The sequence below is a fragment of the Actinoplanes flavus genome (genome assembly GCF_017592555.1).
Lineage (GTDB): Bacteria > Actinomycetota > Actinomycetes > Mycobacteriales > Micromonosporaceae > Actinoplanes > Actinoplanes flavus.
The window spans coordinates 259,375-277,026 of record NZ_JAGFNS010000003.1 but is presented as its reverse complement, the minus strand read 5'-3'; the positions used below and the strand labels follow the sequence as shown (position 1 = coordinate 277,026).

Below are 17,652 nucleotides of genomic sequence, written 5' to 3'. Positions count from 1 at the left end.
TGGGCATCCCATATCGGTTCTCCAGCGGTAGCGTGTGCACCCGTGAACATCGCCGCCATCCCCAGTCCCACCGAGTCGGTGTGGCACCTTCTCGGGTTCCCGATCCGGGCGTACGCGCTCTGCATCATCGCCGGCATGGTCGTCGCGACCCTGTTGATGGAGCAGCGGCTGCGCCACCGGGGGGTGGCGCCGTGGACCTCGCTGGACATGGTGGTCTGGGCGGTGCCGTTCGGCATCGTCGGCGCCCGGATCTACCACCTGATCACCTCCCCGCAGGAGTATTTCGGCGCCGGCGGCGACCCGATCCGGGCCCTCTATATCTGGGAGGGCGGTCTCGGCATCTGGGGCGCGGTCGCCGGTGGCGCGGTGGGCGCCTGGATCGCGTCGCGCCAGATCGGCCTGCCGCTGAGCGTGTTCGCCGACGCCCTCGCGCCCGCGCTGCCGGTGGCGCAGGCGATCGGCCGGTTCGGCAACTGGTTCAACAACGAGCTGTACGGGAAGGTCACCACCCTGCCGTGGGGCCTCGAGGTGCACGAGATGGACTCGGCGAACCCGGGCCACGCCACGGTGATCGACGGCGAGCCGGTGACGAAGCCGGACCTCTACCACCCGACGTTCGCGTACGAGGTGATCTGGAACCTGGGTGTCGCCGCCCTGGTCTGGCTGCTGGACCGCAAGTTCAAGTTCGGCCGTGGCCGGGCCTTCGCGCTGTACGTGATGGCCTACACCGCCGGCCGCCTGTGGATCGAGATGCTGCGCGTCGACGAGGCGAACTCCTTCTTCGGCGTCCGTCTCAACGTGTTCGTCTCGGTCGCCGTCTTCGCCGGCGCGCTGATCTACTTCCTCGTGGTGAAGGGCCCCCGCGAGTACGTGGTGCCGATCGACGCCCCGGAGACCGCCCCCGAGCCGTCCGAGGCGCCGGCGAGCGACGTCTCGCAGGTGGACGTGTCCGGCGACGCGAAGGACGCCGCCCGCAAGATGCCGATCGCCTACCAGGTGGTCAGCCGGGAGCGGTTCGAGGTGTACCAGCGCACCCACATCCTGCCGCCCGTGGAGCAGAACGACGCGGTGTCGGCGACGGCCGGCGACACCCCCTCGTCCGACGAGAGCTGACCCTCATGCGTACGGCCGTGGTGGTGGGCGCCGGGATGGCCGGCCTGGCCGCCGCGGGCGCGCTGTCGAGGTCCGGCTGGCGGGTGACCGTGCTGGAACGCGCGGAGCGGGTGGCCGCGCCGCCGGCCGCCGTGGTGCTCTGGCCGACCGGCCTGCGGGCTCTGGAGGCGCTGGATCCGGACGGCGGCTGGACCGCGATCGCGTCGCCGCTGCCGGACGGCGGCGTGCGCCGCCCGGACGGGCAGTGGCTGGTCGCGCCCCGGTCCCGGCCGGGCGCCGGCCCGGCCCCGGCGGTCGTGCACCTGGAGGATCTGTTCGACGCGCTGGTCGCGGGTCTCGGGGACGCCGAGATCCGGACCGGTTTCGAGGCGACCACGGTCCGGGTGGGCCGGCGGCAGCGGCCCGCGGTCGGCGACGGCCGCACCATGGTCGAGGCGGATCTGCTGGTCGGTGCGGACGGCATCGACAGCCGGGTCCGTGCCGCGGTGGCGCCCGAGGCGGTGGCCGTCGGTTCCGGGTTCGCCGCCTGGCAGGCGGTCATCCCCGGGTTCCGGGTGCCGCGGCTGGACGGTGACCGCAGCCTGGGCGGGGAGACGCTCGGCGCCGGCTACCGGTTCGTGGCGATCCCGCTCGGTGACCGCGCCGCCGGCCGGGGCGGTGTCTACTGGGTGGCGACGGCCGCCGGTGCGGCGCGTCCCGAGTCGCCGGCCACTCAGCTGGCCCTGTTGCGCCGCTGGTTCGCCGGCTGGCACGAGCCGGTCGGCGCGCTGCTGGACGCGACCCGGCCGGAGGATCTGGTTCCGCAGGGCGTCCGGGAGCTGCGGCCGTTGCCGCGCTCCTACGGTTTCGCCGCGGGCGCCGGTGGGGTGGTGCTGATCGGTGACGCCGCCCACGCGATGCCGCACCATCTGGGTCAGGGCGCGTGCCTGGCGTTCGAGGACGTGGCGACGCTGCGTTCGCTGACCGCCACGGCCGGGCCGGGCGGGGAGCTGATCGCGGCCGTCGAGTCCTACAGCCGGGTGCGCCGCCCGCGCACCACCACGGTGGTCCGGCAGAACCGGCGGATGTCCGCGGTGGTCCAGGCCCGCGGCCGGCTCGCGCTGCGCGCCCGCGACGCCGCGCTCAATCACATGCGCCCGCGAATGCTGGGCCGCCATCTGGATCCGGTCACCGATTGGACGCCACCGGACTGAGGGATTTCTCTCCCTTTCTGGGAAACCCCTATTCCCGGTACGCGTATGAGCGTTCCCGAACACATTTCCCGCCGTTTCGCGGCGCACCGCGAGCCACTGCCGGGTCCCGGCCGTGACGCGCCCGCCGGCGTGAAGCGGTGGGTGCGGCCGGCTGTCAGTGCTGTTTCAGCGCCGCCGACAGCACTGACAGCCGGCCGGGCCCGGCGCGCGGAGCCGGCCGGGGTCGCACGCTCAGATGGCAGGACGCGGGAGGTGGAAGATCTCACATTCCCTGTGATCTGTTGGAAACAGTCGTTTCCCTGGGCCCGGAGCGGTCAGGAGGCTCCACGCGGTAAGTGGTGATCATGCCAAGACTGCTTACCGCGTACCAGATGGTGGGAAGTGTGAGGGATTCGCGCTGACCGTCAGAGAGGCGCGGCGGCCGGTTCGCCGATGCAGGCCGTGCCGACCCGCCGGAAACCGACCCTGGTGTAGAGCCGCGCCACGTCGTCGTCGCCCGCGGAGAGGAACACCAGGTCCGTCCCGCCGGCCAGCAGCCGCCCGGCGAGGAGGGCCGTGAGCTGGGAGGCGTAGCCGCGGCGCCGCGCCGACGGCAGGGTCGCCACCCCGACGATCTCGGCGACGTCCCCGCGGCGCTGGCTGGTCGCGGTCGCCACGATGCCCTCCTCCGGCGTCTCGGCCACGACCGTCACGAAGTCGCCGGTGGCGGCCAGCTCCCGGGCGTGCCGCACCGCCGCCGCGGTGGGCGGCTCCGCGGCGTCCCGTTCGGCCGGGCCGGCACCCTCGATGAGCAGCGCGTTCTCCGCCGACTCCAGGGGCGCCTGGTAGGCCGGGGCGGCGAAGCCGAGCCGGGCCACCGCCCGGGAGGCGCCCAGGTCGGCAGCGAACGTGGGCGCGGCGGGATCGAGCAGCCGGGCGGTGGCGCCGCGCAGCGGCAGGTCCGGCACCAGGGCCGCCGGATCGAGCACCAGCAGCGGCGCGAGCAGCACGTCGAGCCCGGCCGAGCGGGCCACCGCGAGCAGGTCGGGCGTGGTCTCGTGGACCCACTCGAAGGTCTCCGGCAACCCCAGCTCACGCTGGCGGCGCCGGACCGCGGTGAGGTCGGCTGCCGAAGGGGTGTGCGAACCCCGCGCCGGGCGGGCATAGTAGGGCCAGCCCTCACCGTCGCGGACGAAGAGAACCAGCGTGCCGATCTCCTCGACCCGCGCCCAGGGGCGGGGCAAAGCGTCGTAGAACCGCTCGAGTCGGTCGAAGAGGCCGGAATCCACTGGCGCCATCGCGCGAGACTACCGGTCGATGCACCTGCTGTGCTATTCAGTTCGTCCGCCGATCGGTGCGCAGGATCGGTACGAGGTGTGATCAATCCGCATCTGGCGGAGATCAGAGGCTCTTAACGTAGACTCAAGAGACTTTGCAGGGCCGACGTCGTCCCGACCTCAGATGGAAACACCAGTGACGACAGGAGGCCCGGTGGCATATCCGCACCCCCAGGGGCTTTATGACCCTCAGTCGGAGCGAGACGCCTGTGGTGTCGCATTTGTTGCCGACATTCACGGCCGTCGCTCCCACGATGTGGTGGCCAAGGGTCTGTCCGCGCTGATCCGGCTCGATCACCGGGGCGCCCGCGGCGCCGAGCAGAACACCGGTGACGGCGCCGGCATCATGATCCAGGTTCCGGACGCCTACTACCGCGCGATCGCCGGCTTCGAGCTGCCGCCCGCCGGTCACTACGCGACCGGTCTCGTCTTCCTGCCCACGGACCCCGACGATGCGGCCCGTGCGATCAAGGTCTTCGAGAAGTACGTGCTCGTCGAGGGCGGCGAGGTGCTCGGCTGGCGGGACGTGCCGGTCGACCCGTCCGACCTGGGCGCCACCGCCGAGGACGCCCGCCCCGCGATCCGCCAGGTGTTCCTGGCCGCGCACCGGCTCGTCGACGCGCCCGCCGGCCCCGCCGGCGAGCAGCTGTCCGGGCTGGAGCTGGACCGGGTGGCGTTCTGCATCCGCAAGCAGGCCGAGCGGGAGACCTCCCAGCGCGGAGTCCCGGCGTACTTCCCGTCGCTGTCCTCGCGGACCGTCACCTACAAGGGCATGCTCACCCCGGAGCAGCTGCCGGCGTTCTTCCCGGAGCTGTCCGACGACCGGGTGGACAGCGCGATCGCGCTGGTGCACTCCCGGTTCTCCACCAACACGTTCCCGTCGTGGCCGCTGGCGCACCCGTACCGGCTGATCGCCCACAACGGTGAGATCAACACGATCCGCGGCAACAAGAACTGGATGGCGGCCCGCGAGGCGCTGCTGTCGTCGCCGCGGATCCCGGGCAACATCAAGCGGCTGTTCCCGATCAACTCGCCCGAGGCGTCCGACTCGGCCAGCTTCGACGAGGTCCTCGAGCTGCTGCACCTGGCCGGCCGCAGCCTGCCGCACTCGGTGCTCATGATGATCCCCGAGGCGTGGGAGAACGACCCGGACATGGATCCGGCCCGCCGCGCCTTCTACCGCTTCCACGCGAGCCTGATGGAGCCGTGGGACGGCCCGGCCGCCGTGGCGTTCACCGACGGCACCGTCATCGGCGCCGTCCTGGACCGCAACGGCCTGCGCCCGGGCCGCTGGTGGCACACCGCCGACGGCCTGGTCGTGCTGGGTTCCGAGGCCGGTGTCATCGACTTCGAGCCGCAGCAGGTCGTCGCCAAGGGCCGCCTCCAGCCGGGCAAGATGTTCCTGGTCGACACCGCGGCCGGCCGCATCGTCCACGACGCCGAGATCAAGGCCGAGCTGGCCTCCGCCGAACCGTACGCGGACTGGCTGCACGCCGGCCTGATCGAGCTGGCGGACCTGCCCGCCCGCGAGCACGTCATCTACACCCACGACTCGGTCACCCGCCGCCAGCAGGTGTTCGGCTACACCGAGGAAGAGCTCAAGATCCTGGTCGCGCCGATGGCGCGGACCGGCGCCGAGCCGCTGGGCTCGATGGGCACCGACACCCCGATCTCGCCGCTGTCCACCCGGCCGCGCCTGCTGTTCGACTACTTCCACCAGCTGTTCGCCCAGGTGACGAACCCGCCGCTGGACGCCATCCGCGAGGAGCTGGTGACCAGCCTGTCGTCGACCATCGGCCCGGAGGCGAACCTGCTGGACCCGGGCCCGGCCAGCTGCCGGCAGATCGTCCTGCCGTACCCGGTGATCGACAACGACGAGCTCGCCAAGATCCTGTCCATCGACGAGGACGGCGACCTGCCCGGCTTCAAGGCGGTCCGGGTCTCCGGGCTGTACCCGCTGCGCGACGGGGCGGCCGGCATCAAGGCCCGGCTCACCCAGATCTGCCGGCACGTGTCGGAGGCCATCGAGGACGGCGTGCGCATCCTCGTGCTGTCCGACCGCGACTCCAACGCCGACCTGGCGCCGATCCCGTCGCTGCTGCTCACCGCCGCGGTCCACCAGCACCTGGTGCGCGAGCAGACGCGTACCCAGGTGGCGCTGGTCGTCGAGTCCGGCGACTGCCGCGAGGTGCACCACGCCGCCGTGCTGATCGGCTACGGCGCGGCCGCGGTCAACCCGTACCTGGCGTTCGAGAGCGTCGACGACCTGATCGCCACCGGCGGCCTGGTCGGCGTCGACCCGCGCAAGGCGGTCCGCAACTACGTCAAGGCGCTCGGCAAGGGCGTCCTGAAGATCATGTCCAAGATGGGCATCTCGACCGTGTCGTCGTACTGCGGCGCCCAGGTGTTCGAGGCCGTCGGCCTGGACAACAAGCTGCTCCAGCGCTACTTCGCCGGCACCTCCGGCCGGATCGGCGGCGTCGGCCTCGACGGCATCCACCAGGAGGTCAAGGCCCGCCACGACAAGGCGTACCCGGCGAACCGGGCCGAGCGGGCGCACCGGCGTCTCGAGGTCGGCGGCGAGCACCAGTGGCGCCGCGAGGGTGAACTGCACCTGTTCAACCCGGAGACCGTCTTCCTGCTCCAGCACGCCACCCGCAGCAAGCAGTACGACGTCTTCAAGCGCTACACCGAGAAGGTCGACGAGCTGTCCGCCGCGGCCGGTCACCTGCGTGGCCTGTTCCGCTTCGCGTCCGACCGCACCCCGGTCCCGATCGACGAGGTCGAGCCGGCCGCCGAGATCGTCAAGCGGTTCTCCACCGGCGCGATGAGCTACGGCTCCATCTCCGCCGAGTCGCACGAGACCCTGGCCGTCGCCATGAACCGGCTCGGCGCCAAGTCGAACACCGGCGAGGGCGGCGAGGACGTCGAGCGCCTCTACGACCCGGAGCGCCGTTCCGCGATCAAGCAGATCGCCTCCGGCCGGTTCGGTGTGACGAGCGAGTACCTGGTCAACGCCGACGACCTGCAGATCAAGATGGCGCAGGGCGCGAAGCCCGGCGAGGGCGGCCAGCTGCCCGGCAACAAGGTGTGGCCGTGGATCGCCAAGACCCGGCACGCCACCCCGGGCGTCGGCCTCATCTCACCGCCGCCGCACCACGACATCTACTCCATCGAGGACCTGGCCCAGCTGGTCCACGACCTCAAGATGGTCAACCCGATGTCGCGGGTGCACGTCAAGCTGGTCAGCGAGATCGGCGTCGGCACGGTCGCCGCCGGTGTGGCCAAGCTCAAGGCCGACGTCATCCTGATCTCCGGCCACGACGGCGGCACCGGCGCGTCCCCGCTGAACTCGCTCAAGCACGCCGGCACCCCGTGGGAGCTGGGCCTGGCCGAGGCACAGCAGACGCTGCTGCTCAACAAGCTCCGCGACCGCGTCACCGTGCAGGTCGACGGCCAGCTCAAGACCGGCCGCGACGTGGTCGTCGCCGCGCTGCTCGGCGCCGAGGAGTTCGGTTTCGCGACCGCTCCGCTGATCGTCTCCGGCTGCATCATGATGCGCGTCTGCCACCTGGACACCTGCCCGGTCGGCATCGCCACCCAGAACCCGGTGCTGCGCGAGCGCTACACCGGCAAGCCGGAGTTCGTCGAGAACTTCTTCATGTTCCTCGCCGAAGAGGTCCGCGAGATCCTGGCCGAGCTGGGCTTCCGCAGCATCGACGAGGCCATCGGCCACGCCGAGGTCCTCAACGTGGTCCAGGCCGTCGACCACTGGAAGGCCAAGGGCCTCGACCTGGCCCCGGTCCTGTACGTTCCGGAGCTGCCCGAGGGCGCCGCCCGCCGCGGCGTCGTCGCCCAGGACCACGGCCTCGACCAGGCGCTGGACAACCAGCTCATCGCCCTGGCCCAGCCGGCCCTGACCGACGGCCTGCCGGTCCACGCCGACCTGCCCACCCGCAACGACCAGCGCAGCGTCGGCGCCATGCTGGGCGGCGAGGTCAGCCGCCGCTTCGGCGGCAACGGCCTGCCCGACGACACCATCTCCTTCACCCTGCGCGGCACCGGCGGCAACTCGTTCGGCGCCTTCCTGCCGCGCGGCGTCACCCTGCGGCTCATCGGCGACAGCAACGACTACGTCGCCAAGGGCCTCTCCGGCGGCCGCGTCATCGTGCGCCCCGCCGAGGACGCGCCGTTCACGGCGGAGGAGAACACCATCGCCGGCAACACCCTGCTGTACGGCGCCACCAGCGGCGAACTGTTCCTGCGCGGCCGCGTCGGCGAACGGTTCGCGGTCCGCAACTCCGGCGGCCACGCGGTCGTCGAGGGCGTCGGCGACCACGGCTGCGAGTACATGACCGGCGGTGTCGTGGTCGTGCTCGGCCCCACCGGCCGCAACTTCGCGGCCGGCATGAGCGGCGGCAAGGCGTTCCTGCTCGACCTCGACCAGAACCTGGTCAACCCGGAACTCGTCGACCTCGCGCCGCTCACCGACGGCGAACGCGACCTGCTGCGCTCGCTCGTCGAGAAGCACCACGCCGAGACCGACTCGGCCGTCGCCGGGCGCCTGCTCAAGGACTGGGCGAACGCCGTCGAGCGGTTCACCGCCGTGGTCCCGCGCGACTACAAGCGCGTCATGGAACTGATCAAGACCGCCGAAGCCGCCGGTCGCAACGTTGACGAGGCGGTCATGGGGGTTACCAGTGCCTGACCCTAACGGTTTCCTCCGCTACCAGCGGCAGCTCCCGAAGCGCCGCCCGGTGCCGGTGCGCATCCTGGACTACAAAGAGGTCTACCCGCCCGCCGGCGAGGAACTCATCCGCGACCAGGCCACCCGTTGCATGGACTGCGGCATCCCGTTCTGCCACGACGGCTGCCCGCTGGGCAACCGCATTCCGGACTGGAACGACCTCGTCCGTACCCAGCAGTGGGAGGCCGCGGCCGACTCGCTGCACGCCACCAACAACTTCCCCGAGTTCACCGGCCGGCTCTGCCCGGCGCCGTGCGAGGCGGCCTGCGTGCTCGGCATCGCCGACGACCCGGTGACCATCAAGCAGGTCGAGGTGGAGATCGCCAACCACGCGTTCGACCTCGGCTTCGTCCGGCCGCAGCCGGCTCCGGCCGCCTCCGGCAAGTCGGTCGCGGTCGTCGGCTCCGGCCCGGCCGGCCTGGCCGCCGCCCAGCAGCTGGCCCGCGCCGGCCACGCGGTCACCGTCTACGAGCGCGACGACCGCATCGGCGGCCTGCTCCGCTACGGCATCCCGGACTTCAAGATCGAGAAGCACGTCATCGACGCGCGGCTCGCCCAGATGTCCGCCGAGGGCGTCGAGTTCCAGACCGGCGTCGACGTCGGCACCGACATCACCGCCGACGACCTGCGCGAACGCTACGACGCCGTGCTGCTCGCCGCCGGCGCCCTGGCCGGCCGCGACACCCCGGAGACCCCCGGCCGGGGGCTGAAGGGCGTGCACCTGGCCATGGAACACCTCGTTCCGGCCAACCGGGTCGTCGCCGGCCTCCAGGACTCCACCCCGATCGACGCGCACGGCAAGCACGTCATCATCATCGGCGGCGGCGACACCGGCGCCGACTGCCTCGGCGTCGCCCACCGCCAGGGCGCCGCGTCGATCACCCAGCTCGACCAGTACCCGCTGCCGCCCGACATCCGGGCCGGCGTCAAGGACCCGTGGCCCACCTGGCCGCTGATCCTGCGCAACTACGCCGCCCACGAGGAGGGCGGCGACCGGGTCTTCGGCGTCGCCGTGCAGGAGTTCGTCGGTGACGCCGACGGCAACCTCGTCGCGGTGCGCATCGCCGACGTCAGCGTCCAGCGCGTCGACGGCGTCCGCACCGTCGTCGTCGCCCCCGGCACCGAACGGGAACTGCGCGCCGACCTCGTCCTGCTCGCCATCGGCTTCGAGGGCACCGAGGACCAGCCGCTGCTCGCCCAGTTCGGCATCAGCCGCAACCGGCGCAACGTCCTCGACGCCGACCAGGGCTGGCAGACCGCCGCCGAGGGCGTCTTCGTCGCCGGCGACATGCACAAGGGCGCCTCGCTCATCGTCTGGGCGATCGCCGAGGGACGCGCCGCCGCCGCGGCCATCCACTCCTATCTCGGTGCCGCCGGGGAGTTGCCCGCCCCGGTCCGCGCCGATTCGCAGCCGTTGTCCGCCTGACAGCGAATCGCCGAAAAGGCCCGTCACCGACACCGGTGGCGGGCCTTTTCGCCGCCCCGGCCAAAACGGCCGTTAATGCCCGGCCCGGCCGTCGACACAATGGCGCACGTCGATCAAAGAGCGGTTTTCGGGCGACCGGCGCGCCCGAACCGGTGCCGCAACCCCGTCCGGCATCGACGAGCATGACTGTCGTCAAGGTCGTCTTCCCAGCCCACGGTACGCGCGCCCCGTACCCCTCAAGGGGGTTGTGGCATGTGCCGACGACCACCCGAAGCCGACCGCTAGGCTGAACCGGCGGTCGCTGAAGCCCGCGGACGACGCAGCGCACCCGCCCACAGCGGGTTGACCTCGCCGTCGACACCCGCAGTTCATGCCGATGACGGGGGTCGGCCGCCTGGCCACCCCGAAAGAAGGATTAGCCTGATGGCCGTGACACGCCGCGCAAAGATCGTCTGCACGATGGGCCCCGCCACCAAGTCACCCGAGCGCATGCTCGGCCTGGTGGAAGCGGGCATGAACGTGGCCCGGATGAACTTCAGCCACGACACCCGGGAAAACCACCGGGAGATGTACGAGCTGGTCCGCGCCGCCGCCGAGCAGGCCGATCGCCCGGTCGCCATCCTCGCCGACCTCCAGGGCCCCAAGATCCGCCTCGGCAAGTTCGCCGACGGCCCGCACCGCTGGGAGACCGGCGACCGCGTCGTCATCACCAGCGACGAGATCCTCGGCACCAAAGAGCGCGTCAGCTGCACCTACAAGAAACTCCCGCACGAGGTCAAGGTCGGCGACCGCCTCCTCATCGACGACGGCAAGGTCGCCATCGAGGTCACCGGCGTCGACGGCGAGGACATCCACTGCCTCGTCACCGAAGGCGGCCCGGTCAGCAACAACAAGGGCGTCAGCCTCCCCAACGTCGCCGTCAGCGTCCCCGCCCTCAGCGACAAGGACGAAGAGGACCTCCGCTTCGCCCTCGGCCTCGGCGTCGACCTCGTCGCCCTCTCCTTCGTCCGCGCCCCCGAGGACATCGACCTCGTCCACAAGATCATGGACGAGGAGGGCCGCCGCGTCCCCGTCATCGCCAAGGTCGAGAAGCCCGAGGCCGTCGACCACCTCGAAGCCATCGTCCTCGCCTTCGACGGCGTCATGGTCGCCCGCGGCGACCTCGGCGTCGAACTCCCCCTCGACCAGGTCCCCCTGGTCCAGAAGCGCGCCGTCCAGCTCTGCCGCGAGAACGCCAAACCGGTCATCGTCGCCACCCAGATGCTCGACTCCATGATCGAGAACTCGCGGCCCACCCGCGCCGAGGCCTCCGACGTCGCCAACGCCGTCCTCGACGGCACCGACGCCGTCATGCTCTCCGGCGAGACCTCGGTCGGCAAATACCCGGTCCTCACCGTCAGCACCATGGCGAAGATCGTCACCACCACCGAAGCCGGCGCCATGGGCGTCCCGCGCCTCCAGCACGACCCGCGCACCCACGGCGGCGCCCTCACCGTCGCCGCCAGCCAGATCGCCCGCAACATCGGCGCCAAGGCCCTCGTCGCCTTCTCCCAGACCGGCGACACCGTCAAGCGCCTCGCCCGCCTGCACTGCGACCTGCCGCTCTACGCCTTCACCCCGGTGTCCGAGGTCCGCAACACCCTCGCCCTCAGCTGGGGCGTCGAAACCTTCCTCACCGACTTCGTCGAACACACCGACGACATGTTCCGCCAGGTCGACGCCAAGATGCTCAGCATGGGCCTGGCCAAGCCCGGCGACTACGTCGTCGTCGTGGCCGGCTCCCCGCCCAACGCCCCCGGCTCCACCAACACCCTCCGCGTCCACCAGATCGGCTCGCTCGTCGACGCCGCCAAGGTGTGACCTTGATCCAGGGACAGGCCGCCGTCGACCAGCTCCTCGAGCTCCTCGACCTCAAGCGGGTCGACGCGGCCACCTTCCAGGGCGAAAGCCCACAAACCGGAGCCCAGCGCGTGTTCGGCGGCCAAGTCGCCGGACAGGCGCTGGTCGCCGCCGGCCGCACCGTCGACCCCACCCGGCACGTCCACAGCCTCCACGGCTACTTCGTCCGCGCCGGCGACCCCACCGAACCCATCACCTTCCACGTCGAGAACATCCGCGACGGCCGCAGCTTCTCCGTCCGCCGCTCCACCGCCAGACAACACGGCAAAACCATCTTCTTCATGTCCGCCTCCTTCCAGATCCCCGAAGAAGGCCTCGACCACCACACCCCCGCACCCGACGACGTCCCCCCACCCGAAGACGTCCCCACCATCCTGCACTGGGCCGAGAAATACCCCGAGCGGATGGCCATGTTCAAGAACTCACCACGCTCCGTCGACGTCCGCTACGTCGGCGTCCCCGGCTGGGTCCCACCCGGCGACCGCGACATCCAACCCCAGCAACGCGTCTGGATGCGCCTCGACGGCAAACTCCCCGACGACCCGCTCATCCACGCCTGCGCCCTCACCTACGCCAGCGACATGAGCCTGCTCGACGCCGTCCTCTCCACCCACGGCGAAGTCTGGGGCCCCGGCGGCGTCATCGGCGCCAGCCTCGACCACGCCCTCTGGTTCCACCGGCCCTTCCGCGCCGACGAATGGTTCCTCTACGACAGCGCCAGCCCCAACGCCAGCGGCGCCCGCGGCCTCGCCAACGGCAGCATGTTCACCCGCGACGGACGCCACATCGCCAGCGCCGTCCAAGAAGGACTCCTCCGCCGCATCGGCGGCTGAACCCCCCTACTCGGAGCCCTCCGACTCCGGCCGCGACACCCCCGCCTCCACCAGGATCGCGTCCAGATCAGCGGTCGTCCGCACCATCCGGTCCGGAAAACCCTCCCCCGACCGCCCGCCGAACACCCCCACCGGCACCGCCGTCACCGCCGAACCACCCGGCCGCGCCCGATGCCGCGCCACCGGCCGCGGCGCATCCTCCACATCCGACACACCCGCCGCATAACCCCGCGACGCGGCATCCGGCTCAGCCGGCCACCTCAGCACATCCCGCCGCGGCCCGGCCACCTCACGCAACCGCAACGCCGTCACCAACTCCGCCACCGCACGCAACACACCCAGCGCACCCAGCACCACCATCACCAGACGCGCCGACCGCGCGAACGGGCTCGCCGCGAAGAACCCCAGCCCCGTCTCCAGCACGCCCACCACCACCAGCAGGCTCCACACCCGATCCGAACCCCGGGTCATCACCCCCACCGCGATGTCCAACACGCCGCGCACCATCAGATACCAGCCCACCAGCGCCGCCGCCGTCATGAACGACCAGAACGGAAGCGTCGCCAACAAGCCGGCCGTCACCGTGAACAACGCCGCCAGACCCGCGTTCAACCACCACATCCGCGTCCCCGCCAGCGCCCGGACCAGCTCACACAGCGCGCCGAACAACACCACCGGACCCGCCACCGCCGCCACACTCACCGGATCCAGCCGCAACATCGTCCAGCCGATCGCCAACCACACCGCGCCCGCGACCATCAACCAGCGCCATATGCTCTTGCGCTCGACGGTCGAAGGCGAAGAACCGGACCACAACATGAGGCCTCCCGCGCTGAAGCTGTCCCTGCCATGACAGCATCCGGCGCACCCCACGACCCGGCGTTCGGAAGATTCAGACCAAGATCAAAACCATCAGATGGTACGGCGTAAGCGACGTCACCACTTGGGCCCGACGAACTCGTCCAGCCGCGCCACCGCGCCCCGCCGGGCCACCGAGAGAGTGTTGCGCCGCGCCATCCGCCACTCGATCCCGAGCCGGTCGAGCGCCTCCTGGCAGATCCGCATGATGTCCACGGATTCATTAACGAAGTTGTAACGTGGGTACCGATACGGCCTTCCCCGGGCGATTACCCGGTTGATGAATCGGCTGCCGTCGGAATGGAACAGCCCGCGGACGAGGCGCCCCGGATGTTCGCCGACGAATTCCCTCTGCCAATCGGTGAGGACGATCTCCCGCCGGTGTTTGGCTCCCGGGCCGTGTTGCGGGAGAAGGCAGGGCCAGTGCGTCCAATGTGCGCGAACGCTGATGCAGCCCGGCTTTTCCTGATAGCCGACGGTGCGCACACCGCAGGCCGTCATGGCGTGGGTCACTTCATGAATCAGTCCGAGGTACCGGTTGTCGCACGCGACCGTCAGCAGCGGGACGCGCTGGGTTGTCAGGAGATGGCCGTCTCCCAGGTACTGGCCCAGGAGGTAGCAATATGACGCGACGTCGTCGGGTCTCCGCGGCGGGTGGTCACATCGCCAGCAACGCCGATCGATCTGCGACGTCCGCGCGCGTTTGCTGTAGAGCCAGCACGCGACCGTATTACGGGACAGCCCCAGTTTCCGGTGAATCTCCGAAAAAGGAACTCCAGCGGCATGCATCTCGAGCGCGGCAATGCGCAGATGAGGGGAGTGGATTCCGCGCCTCCCCGTGATGGTCGGCTCGTTTATTGGTGTCCGCGGTGGGATTCGAACCCACACTTGATGCTGTTTGAGAGCATTGCCTCTGCCGTTGGGCTACGCGGACGAGCATCATCAGGCGGGCGCAAGTTAGGTCACGCCAACCCGAGCACTCGACAGCCTACCCACTAGGCTTAGGGCGGCGACACCCAGATACCCGGGTGTCGCGACATCGACGTTCTGGGGGTAGGGGTTTCCGTGGCCGACACGCAGGCTGGTGCCGAGCGCAAGCGGGTGCTCATCGCCGAGGACGAGGCCCTCATCCGACTGGACCTCGCCGAGATGCTCGTCGAGGAGGGCTATGACGTGGTCGGGGAGGCGGGCGACGGTGAGACCGCCGTGCGCCTGGCCGAGGACCTGAAGCCGGATCTGGTGATCCTCGACATCAAGATGCCGATCATGGACGGTCTGGCGGCGGCGGAGCGGATCGCGGGTGGGCGGATCGCGCCGGTGGTGATTCTGACGGCGTTCAGTCAGCGTGATCTGGTGGAGCGGGCGCGGGCGGCGGGTGCGATGGCGTACCTGGTGAAGCCGTTTCAGAAGTCGGATCTGGTGCCGGCGATCGAGATCGCGTTGTCGCGGTATTCGGAGATCTCGGCGTTGGAGTCGGAGGTCGCGGGGCTGACGGAGCGTCTGGAGACGCGGAAGTCGGTGGAGCGGGCCAAGGGTGAGCTGATGACGAAGTACGCGATGACGGAGCCGCAGGCGTTCAAGTGGATTCAGCGGACGGCGATGGATCATCGGATGACGATGCGTGAGGTGGCTGACCGGATTCTGGCCGAGCAGCAGGCGGAGGCTGATCCGCCGAGATGAGACGTGTGGGCAGGTTGCTGGCGGGGGTGTTGTCGCTTCTACTGGTGGGCTGTTCCGCGGGTGCTGTTCCGGAGCCGTCTCCTGTGCCGTTCGGCTGGCAGGAGGCGGCTCTGCCGTCTTCTGGGGGTGTGCCGGTGGTGCGGGAGGCGGTGTGGTGCGGGGACGGTTGGTTCGTGGTGGGTGCGGTGCGGGATGCGGCGGGGGAGACGCGTCCGGCGGTGTGGTCGAGTGTCGACGGCCGGTCGTGGTCGGTGGTTCCGGTGGCGCCGCGGAGTTATTACGGCGAGCGCAGTGTGCTGGTGATGGGGGCGTGCCGGGCGGGCCGTCTGGCGGCGGTGGGCTGGAAGCGTGGGGGCGCGCATGCGAATCCGCGTACGGCGTCGTGGTTGCGGGCGGCGGATGGGGTGTTGCGGGAGTTGCCGGCGCCGTTCGAGTTGTACGGCGGTCCGCAGGCGATGAATGTGTCGCGGTTGGACGCGGGTGACGGTGGTTTCCTGATTTCGGGGAATCGGATGTCGGGTGCGGCGGTGTGGTGGTCGGGTGATGCGTCGCGGTTCGCGTTGCGGGAGCGTGTCGCCGGTCTGGCGTCGGACGTGTCGGGGGAGACGTGGGCGTTCGACGGTGTGGGGGTGGGTTCGGGCTGGTTGGTGGTGGGTGGTTGTCTGCCGGCGGGCCGGATCGATCGGGATGTGTGTGGTTGGCGGTCGGTGGATGGGGTGTCGTGGGAGCGCCTGGTCGCTGAGGGTGATTCCTCGGAATACGAGGAGTTGCATAGAGTGGCGCTGGTCGATGGCGTGCCGGTGGCGGTGGGGTTCCGGGGTCCGGTGTTCGGTGTGTGGCGGCTGGAGTCGGGCCGGTGGCGGCCGGTGGGTTCGTTCGGTTCGTGGCGGCCGAGTGCCTGGTCGGGGGTTCACTCGGTGGTGGTCGCGGGTTCGCGTCTGGTGGTCTCGGCGGGTGACGGTGTGGGGTACGCCCTGTGGGTGTCCTCCGACGGTGGTGTCTCGTGGGGGCGGGTGGAGCCGCCGGTGGTGGTGGGTGCGCGGCCGGAGGTGGCTTTGGCGGCGGCGGTGGGTGGTGGCCGGTCGGTGTTGGTGGCTGATGACGGTGTTACTGGCCGTGTTTACACGGCGGACATCGGAGCGTAACGGTGTTGATGATTGAGAAGGCCTGTACCGGGCCTGATCGGTCGGACTTTTGGGCAGCGCTCTGTAACGGTTTGGCATGCAGGCCCGCTACGTCTTCTTAAGGAATTCCCAGCCCGCTACGCTGCGCCATCACGAGCAGTGCGCAGGGGCTTGCGGTTTTCGGGTGTCGGGGGCGGTGACGCGTGAGCGTGTTGTCGGCTCGGCCCGGTGACGCTTCCCTGCACCGGGATGAAAGGTCATAAGCCTTGAGGCGTAACTATGTACGGGCCCTGGGTGCGGTCGGCCTCGCCACCGCGATGCTGGCCGCGGCAGGTTGTCAGGACTCCGGCGGGTCCGGGACGACTGACGCGTCCGGATCGTCCTGCGGCAAGATTGCGATCTTCGGCGCTTTCACCGGTCCGAACGCGGGTCTGGTGCTGCCGTCGCTGAACGGCGCGAAGATGGCCGTGAAGCAGCACAACGCGGCGAACCCCGACTGCCAGGTGACCCTGCAGGAGTTCGACACGCAGGGCAACGCCGACCAGGCGACGCCGATCGCGAACCAGGTGGCGCAGGACCAGTCGTTCACCTCGGTGATCGGTGGTCACTTCTCCGGTGAGTCGAAGGCGACCATGCCGATCTACGAGGCCGCCGGTCTCGTGATGGTGAGCCCGTCGGCGACCGCCGCCGAGCTGACCAAGGCGGGTAACAAGTCGTTCCACCGGGTGGTGGGTAACGACTCGACCCAGGCGGCCGCCGCGGTCACCTACATCAAGAACACTCTGAAGTCGCAGAAGGTCTTCCTGATCGACGATGGCCAGACCTACGGTGTGGGCATCATCGGCGAGGTGAAGACCGGTCTGGGTTCCCTGGTCGTCAACTCCGACAAGGTGCAGACGGACCAGCAGAACTTCGACGCGACCATTTCGAAGATCAAGTCGTCGGGCGCGGACCTGATCGCGTACGGCGGTTACACCAACGAGGCGGCTCCGCTGCTCAAGCAGGCCCGTGCGGCCGGTGTGACGGCGAAGTTCCTCGGCTTCGACGGTCTGTACGACCCCGGTTTCCCGTCGGGTGCCGGTGAGGCCGCGGTCGGCGCGATCGTGACCTGCCCGTGTCTGCCGGCCGCTGAGGCGGGTGGCACCTTCTCGGCCGACTACCAGAAGGAGTACGGCCAGGCTCCGGGTTCGTACGGTGCTGAGGGCTACGACGGCGCGAAGATCCTGCTCGAGGGTTACTCGGCGGGCAAGAAGAGCCGTGCCGACCTGCTCGCGTGGGTGGACGCTTACGACAAGCAGGGCGTCTCGAAGTACCTGAAGTTCGACGAGACCGGCGACGTGGACAAGTCCAAGGTCGTCATCTGGTCGTACGAGGTCAAGGCCGGCGGCGCGATCGAGCCGCTGTCGGAGATCAAGCTCAGCTGAGTCCAGCTCTGATACGGCCGGAGGCTGTTGCCTCCGGCC

General features: G+C 70.1%; 12 protein-coding genes, 1 tRNA gene and 1 pseudogene. 9 read left to right on the top strand and 5 right to left on the bottom strand.

Features of this window, described 5'->3' with window-relative positions; genetic code table 11:
* Positions 1-42 precede the first annotated feature (42 nt).
* Together lgt and J5X75_RS06535 are read left to right on the top strand one after the other, a co-directional pair.
* Complete coding sequence (gene lgt / locus J5X75_RS06540; RefSeq protein ID WP_208466370.1) at positions 43-1,113, top strand: prolipoprotein diacylglyceryl transferase; 1,071 nt, start codon at positions 43-45, stop codon at positions 1,111-1,113.
* A 5-nt stretch (positions 1,114-1,118) separates the two neighbouring features.
* The gene (locus J5X75_RS06535) at positions 1,119-2,306 is read left to right on the top strand and encodes an FAD-dependent oxidoreductase (protein WP_208466369.1); all 1,188 of its coding nucleotides are present in this window, start codon (positions 1,119-1,121) and stop codon (positions 2,304-2,306) included.
* Positions 2,307-2,710: 404 nt separating this feature from the next.
* On the opposite strand, the gene J5X75_RS06530 is transcribed toward J5X75_RS06535, so the two are convergent.
* On the bottom strand, positions 2,711-3,583 hold the full coding sequence (locus J5X75_RS06530) for a GNAT family N-acetyltransferase (RefSeq protein WP_208466368.1): 873 nt from the start codon (positions 3,581-3,583) through the stop codon (positions 2,711-2,713).
* Between the two features lie 163 nt (positions 3,584-3,746).
* Here J5X75_RS06530 and gltB point away from each other — a divergent pair, with 163 nt between their 5' ends.
* The 4 genes from gltB to J5X75_RS06510 all read left to right on the top strand — a co-directional run bounded on the left by gltB (position 3,747) and on the right by J5X75_RS06510 (position 12,527).
* The gene (gene gltB / locus J5X75_RS06525; protein ID WP_208466367.1) at positions 3,747-8,330 is read left to right on the top strand and encodes a glutamate synthase large subunit; all 4,584 of its coding nucleotides are present in this window, start codon (positions 3,747-3,749) and stop codon (positions 8,328-8,330) included.
* Positions 8,323-9,795 (top strand): glutamate synthase subunit beta, encoded by a 1,473-nt coding sequence (locus J5X75_RS06520; protein WP_208466366.1) that lies wholly within the window; start codon positions 8,323-8,325, stop codon positions 9,793-9,795. The genes gltB and J5X75_RS06520 overlap by 8 nt, the downstream gene beginning before the upstream one ends.
* A 423-nt stretch (positions 9,796-10,218) precedes the next feature.
* Positions 10,219-11,655 (top strand): pyruvate kinase, encoded by a 1,437-nt coding sequence (gene pyk, locus J5X75_RS06515; RefSeq protein WP_208466365.1) that lies wholly within the window; start codon positions 10,219-10,221, stop codon positions 11,653-11,655.
* Positions 11,656-11,657: 2 nt separating this feature from the next.
* On the top strand, positions 11,658-12,527 hold the full coding sequence (locus J5X75_RS06510) for an acyl-CoA thioesterase (RefSeq protein WP_208466364.1): 870 nt from the start codon (positions 11,658-11,660) through the stop codon (positions 12,525-12,527).
* 6 nt (positions 12,528-12,533) lie between these two features.
* On the opposite strand, the gene J5X75_RS06505 is transcribed toward J5X75_RS06510, so the two are convergent.
* From J5X75_RS06505 to J5X75_RS06495, 4 genes and pseudogenes are all read right to left on the bottom strand, one after another.
* Positions 12,534-13,286 (bottom strand): hypothetical protein, encoded by a 753-nt coding sequence (locus tag J5X75_RS06505; RefSeq protein ID WP_208466363.1) that lies wholly within the window; start codon positions 13,284-13,286, stop codon positions 12,534-12,536.
* 177 nt (positions 13,287-13,463) lie between these two features.
* On the bottom strand, positions 13,464-13,943 hold the full coding sequence (locus tag J5X75_RS43990; protein WP_504739688.1) for a hypothetical protein: 480 nt from the start codon (positions 13,941-13,943) through the stop codon (positions 13,464-13,466).
* Between the two features lie 165 nt (positions 13,944-14,108).
* A pseudogene (locus J5X75_RS45875) lies at positions 14,109-14,273 on the bottom strand (hypothetical protein); the annotation flags it as partial.
* Positions 14,244-14,319, bottom strand: a tRNA-Leu gene (locus J5X75_RS06495). The pseudogene J5X75_RS45875 and the gene J5X75_RS06495, both read right to left, overlap by 30 nt.
* A 131-nt stretch (positions 14,320-14,450) precedes the next feature.
* On the opposite strand from J5X75_RS06495, the gene J5X75_RS06490 reads away from it, so the two are divergent.
* From J5X75_RS06490 to J5X75_RS06480, 3 genes are all read left to right on the top strand, one after another.
* Positions 14,451-15,065: an ANTAR domain-containing response regulator gene (locus J5X75_RS06490; protein WP_204296434.1), complete on the top strand. Its 615-nt coding sequence runs from the start codon at positions 14,451-14,453 to the stop codon at positions 15,063-15,065.
* 134 nt (positions 15,066-15,199) lie between these two features.
* Positions 15,200-16,210, top strand: a complete 1,011-nt coding sequence (locus J5X75_RS06485) for a hypothetical protein (RefSeq protein WP_208466361.1) — start codon at positions 15,200-15,202, stop codon at positions 16,208-16,210.
* Between the two features lie 245 nt (positions 16,211-16,455).
* Positions 16,456-17,613, top strand: a complete 1,158-nt coding sequence (locus J5X75_RS06480; RefSeq protein ID WP_208466360.1) for a branched-chain amino acid ABC transporter substrate-binding protein — start codon at positions 16,456-16,458, stop codon at positions 17,611-17,613.
* Positions 17,614-17,652 lie beyond the last annotated feature (39 nt).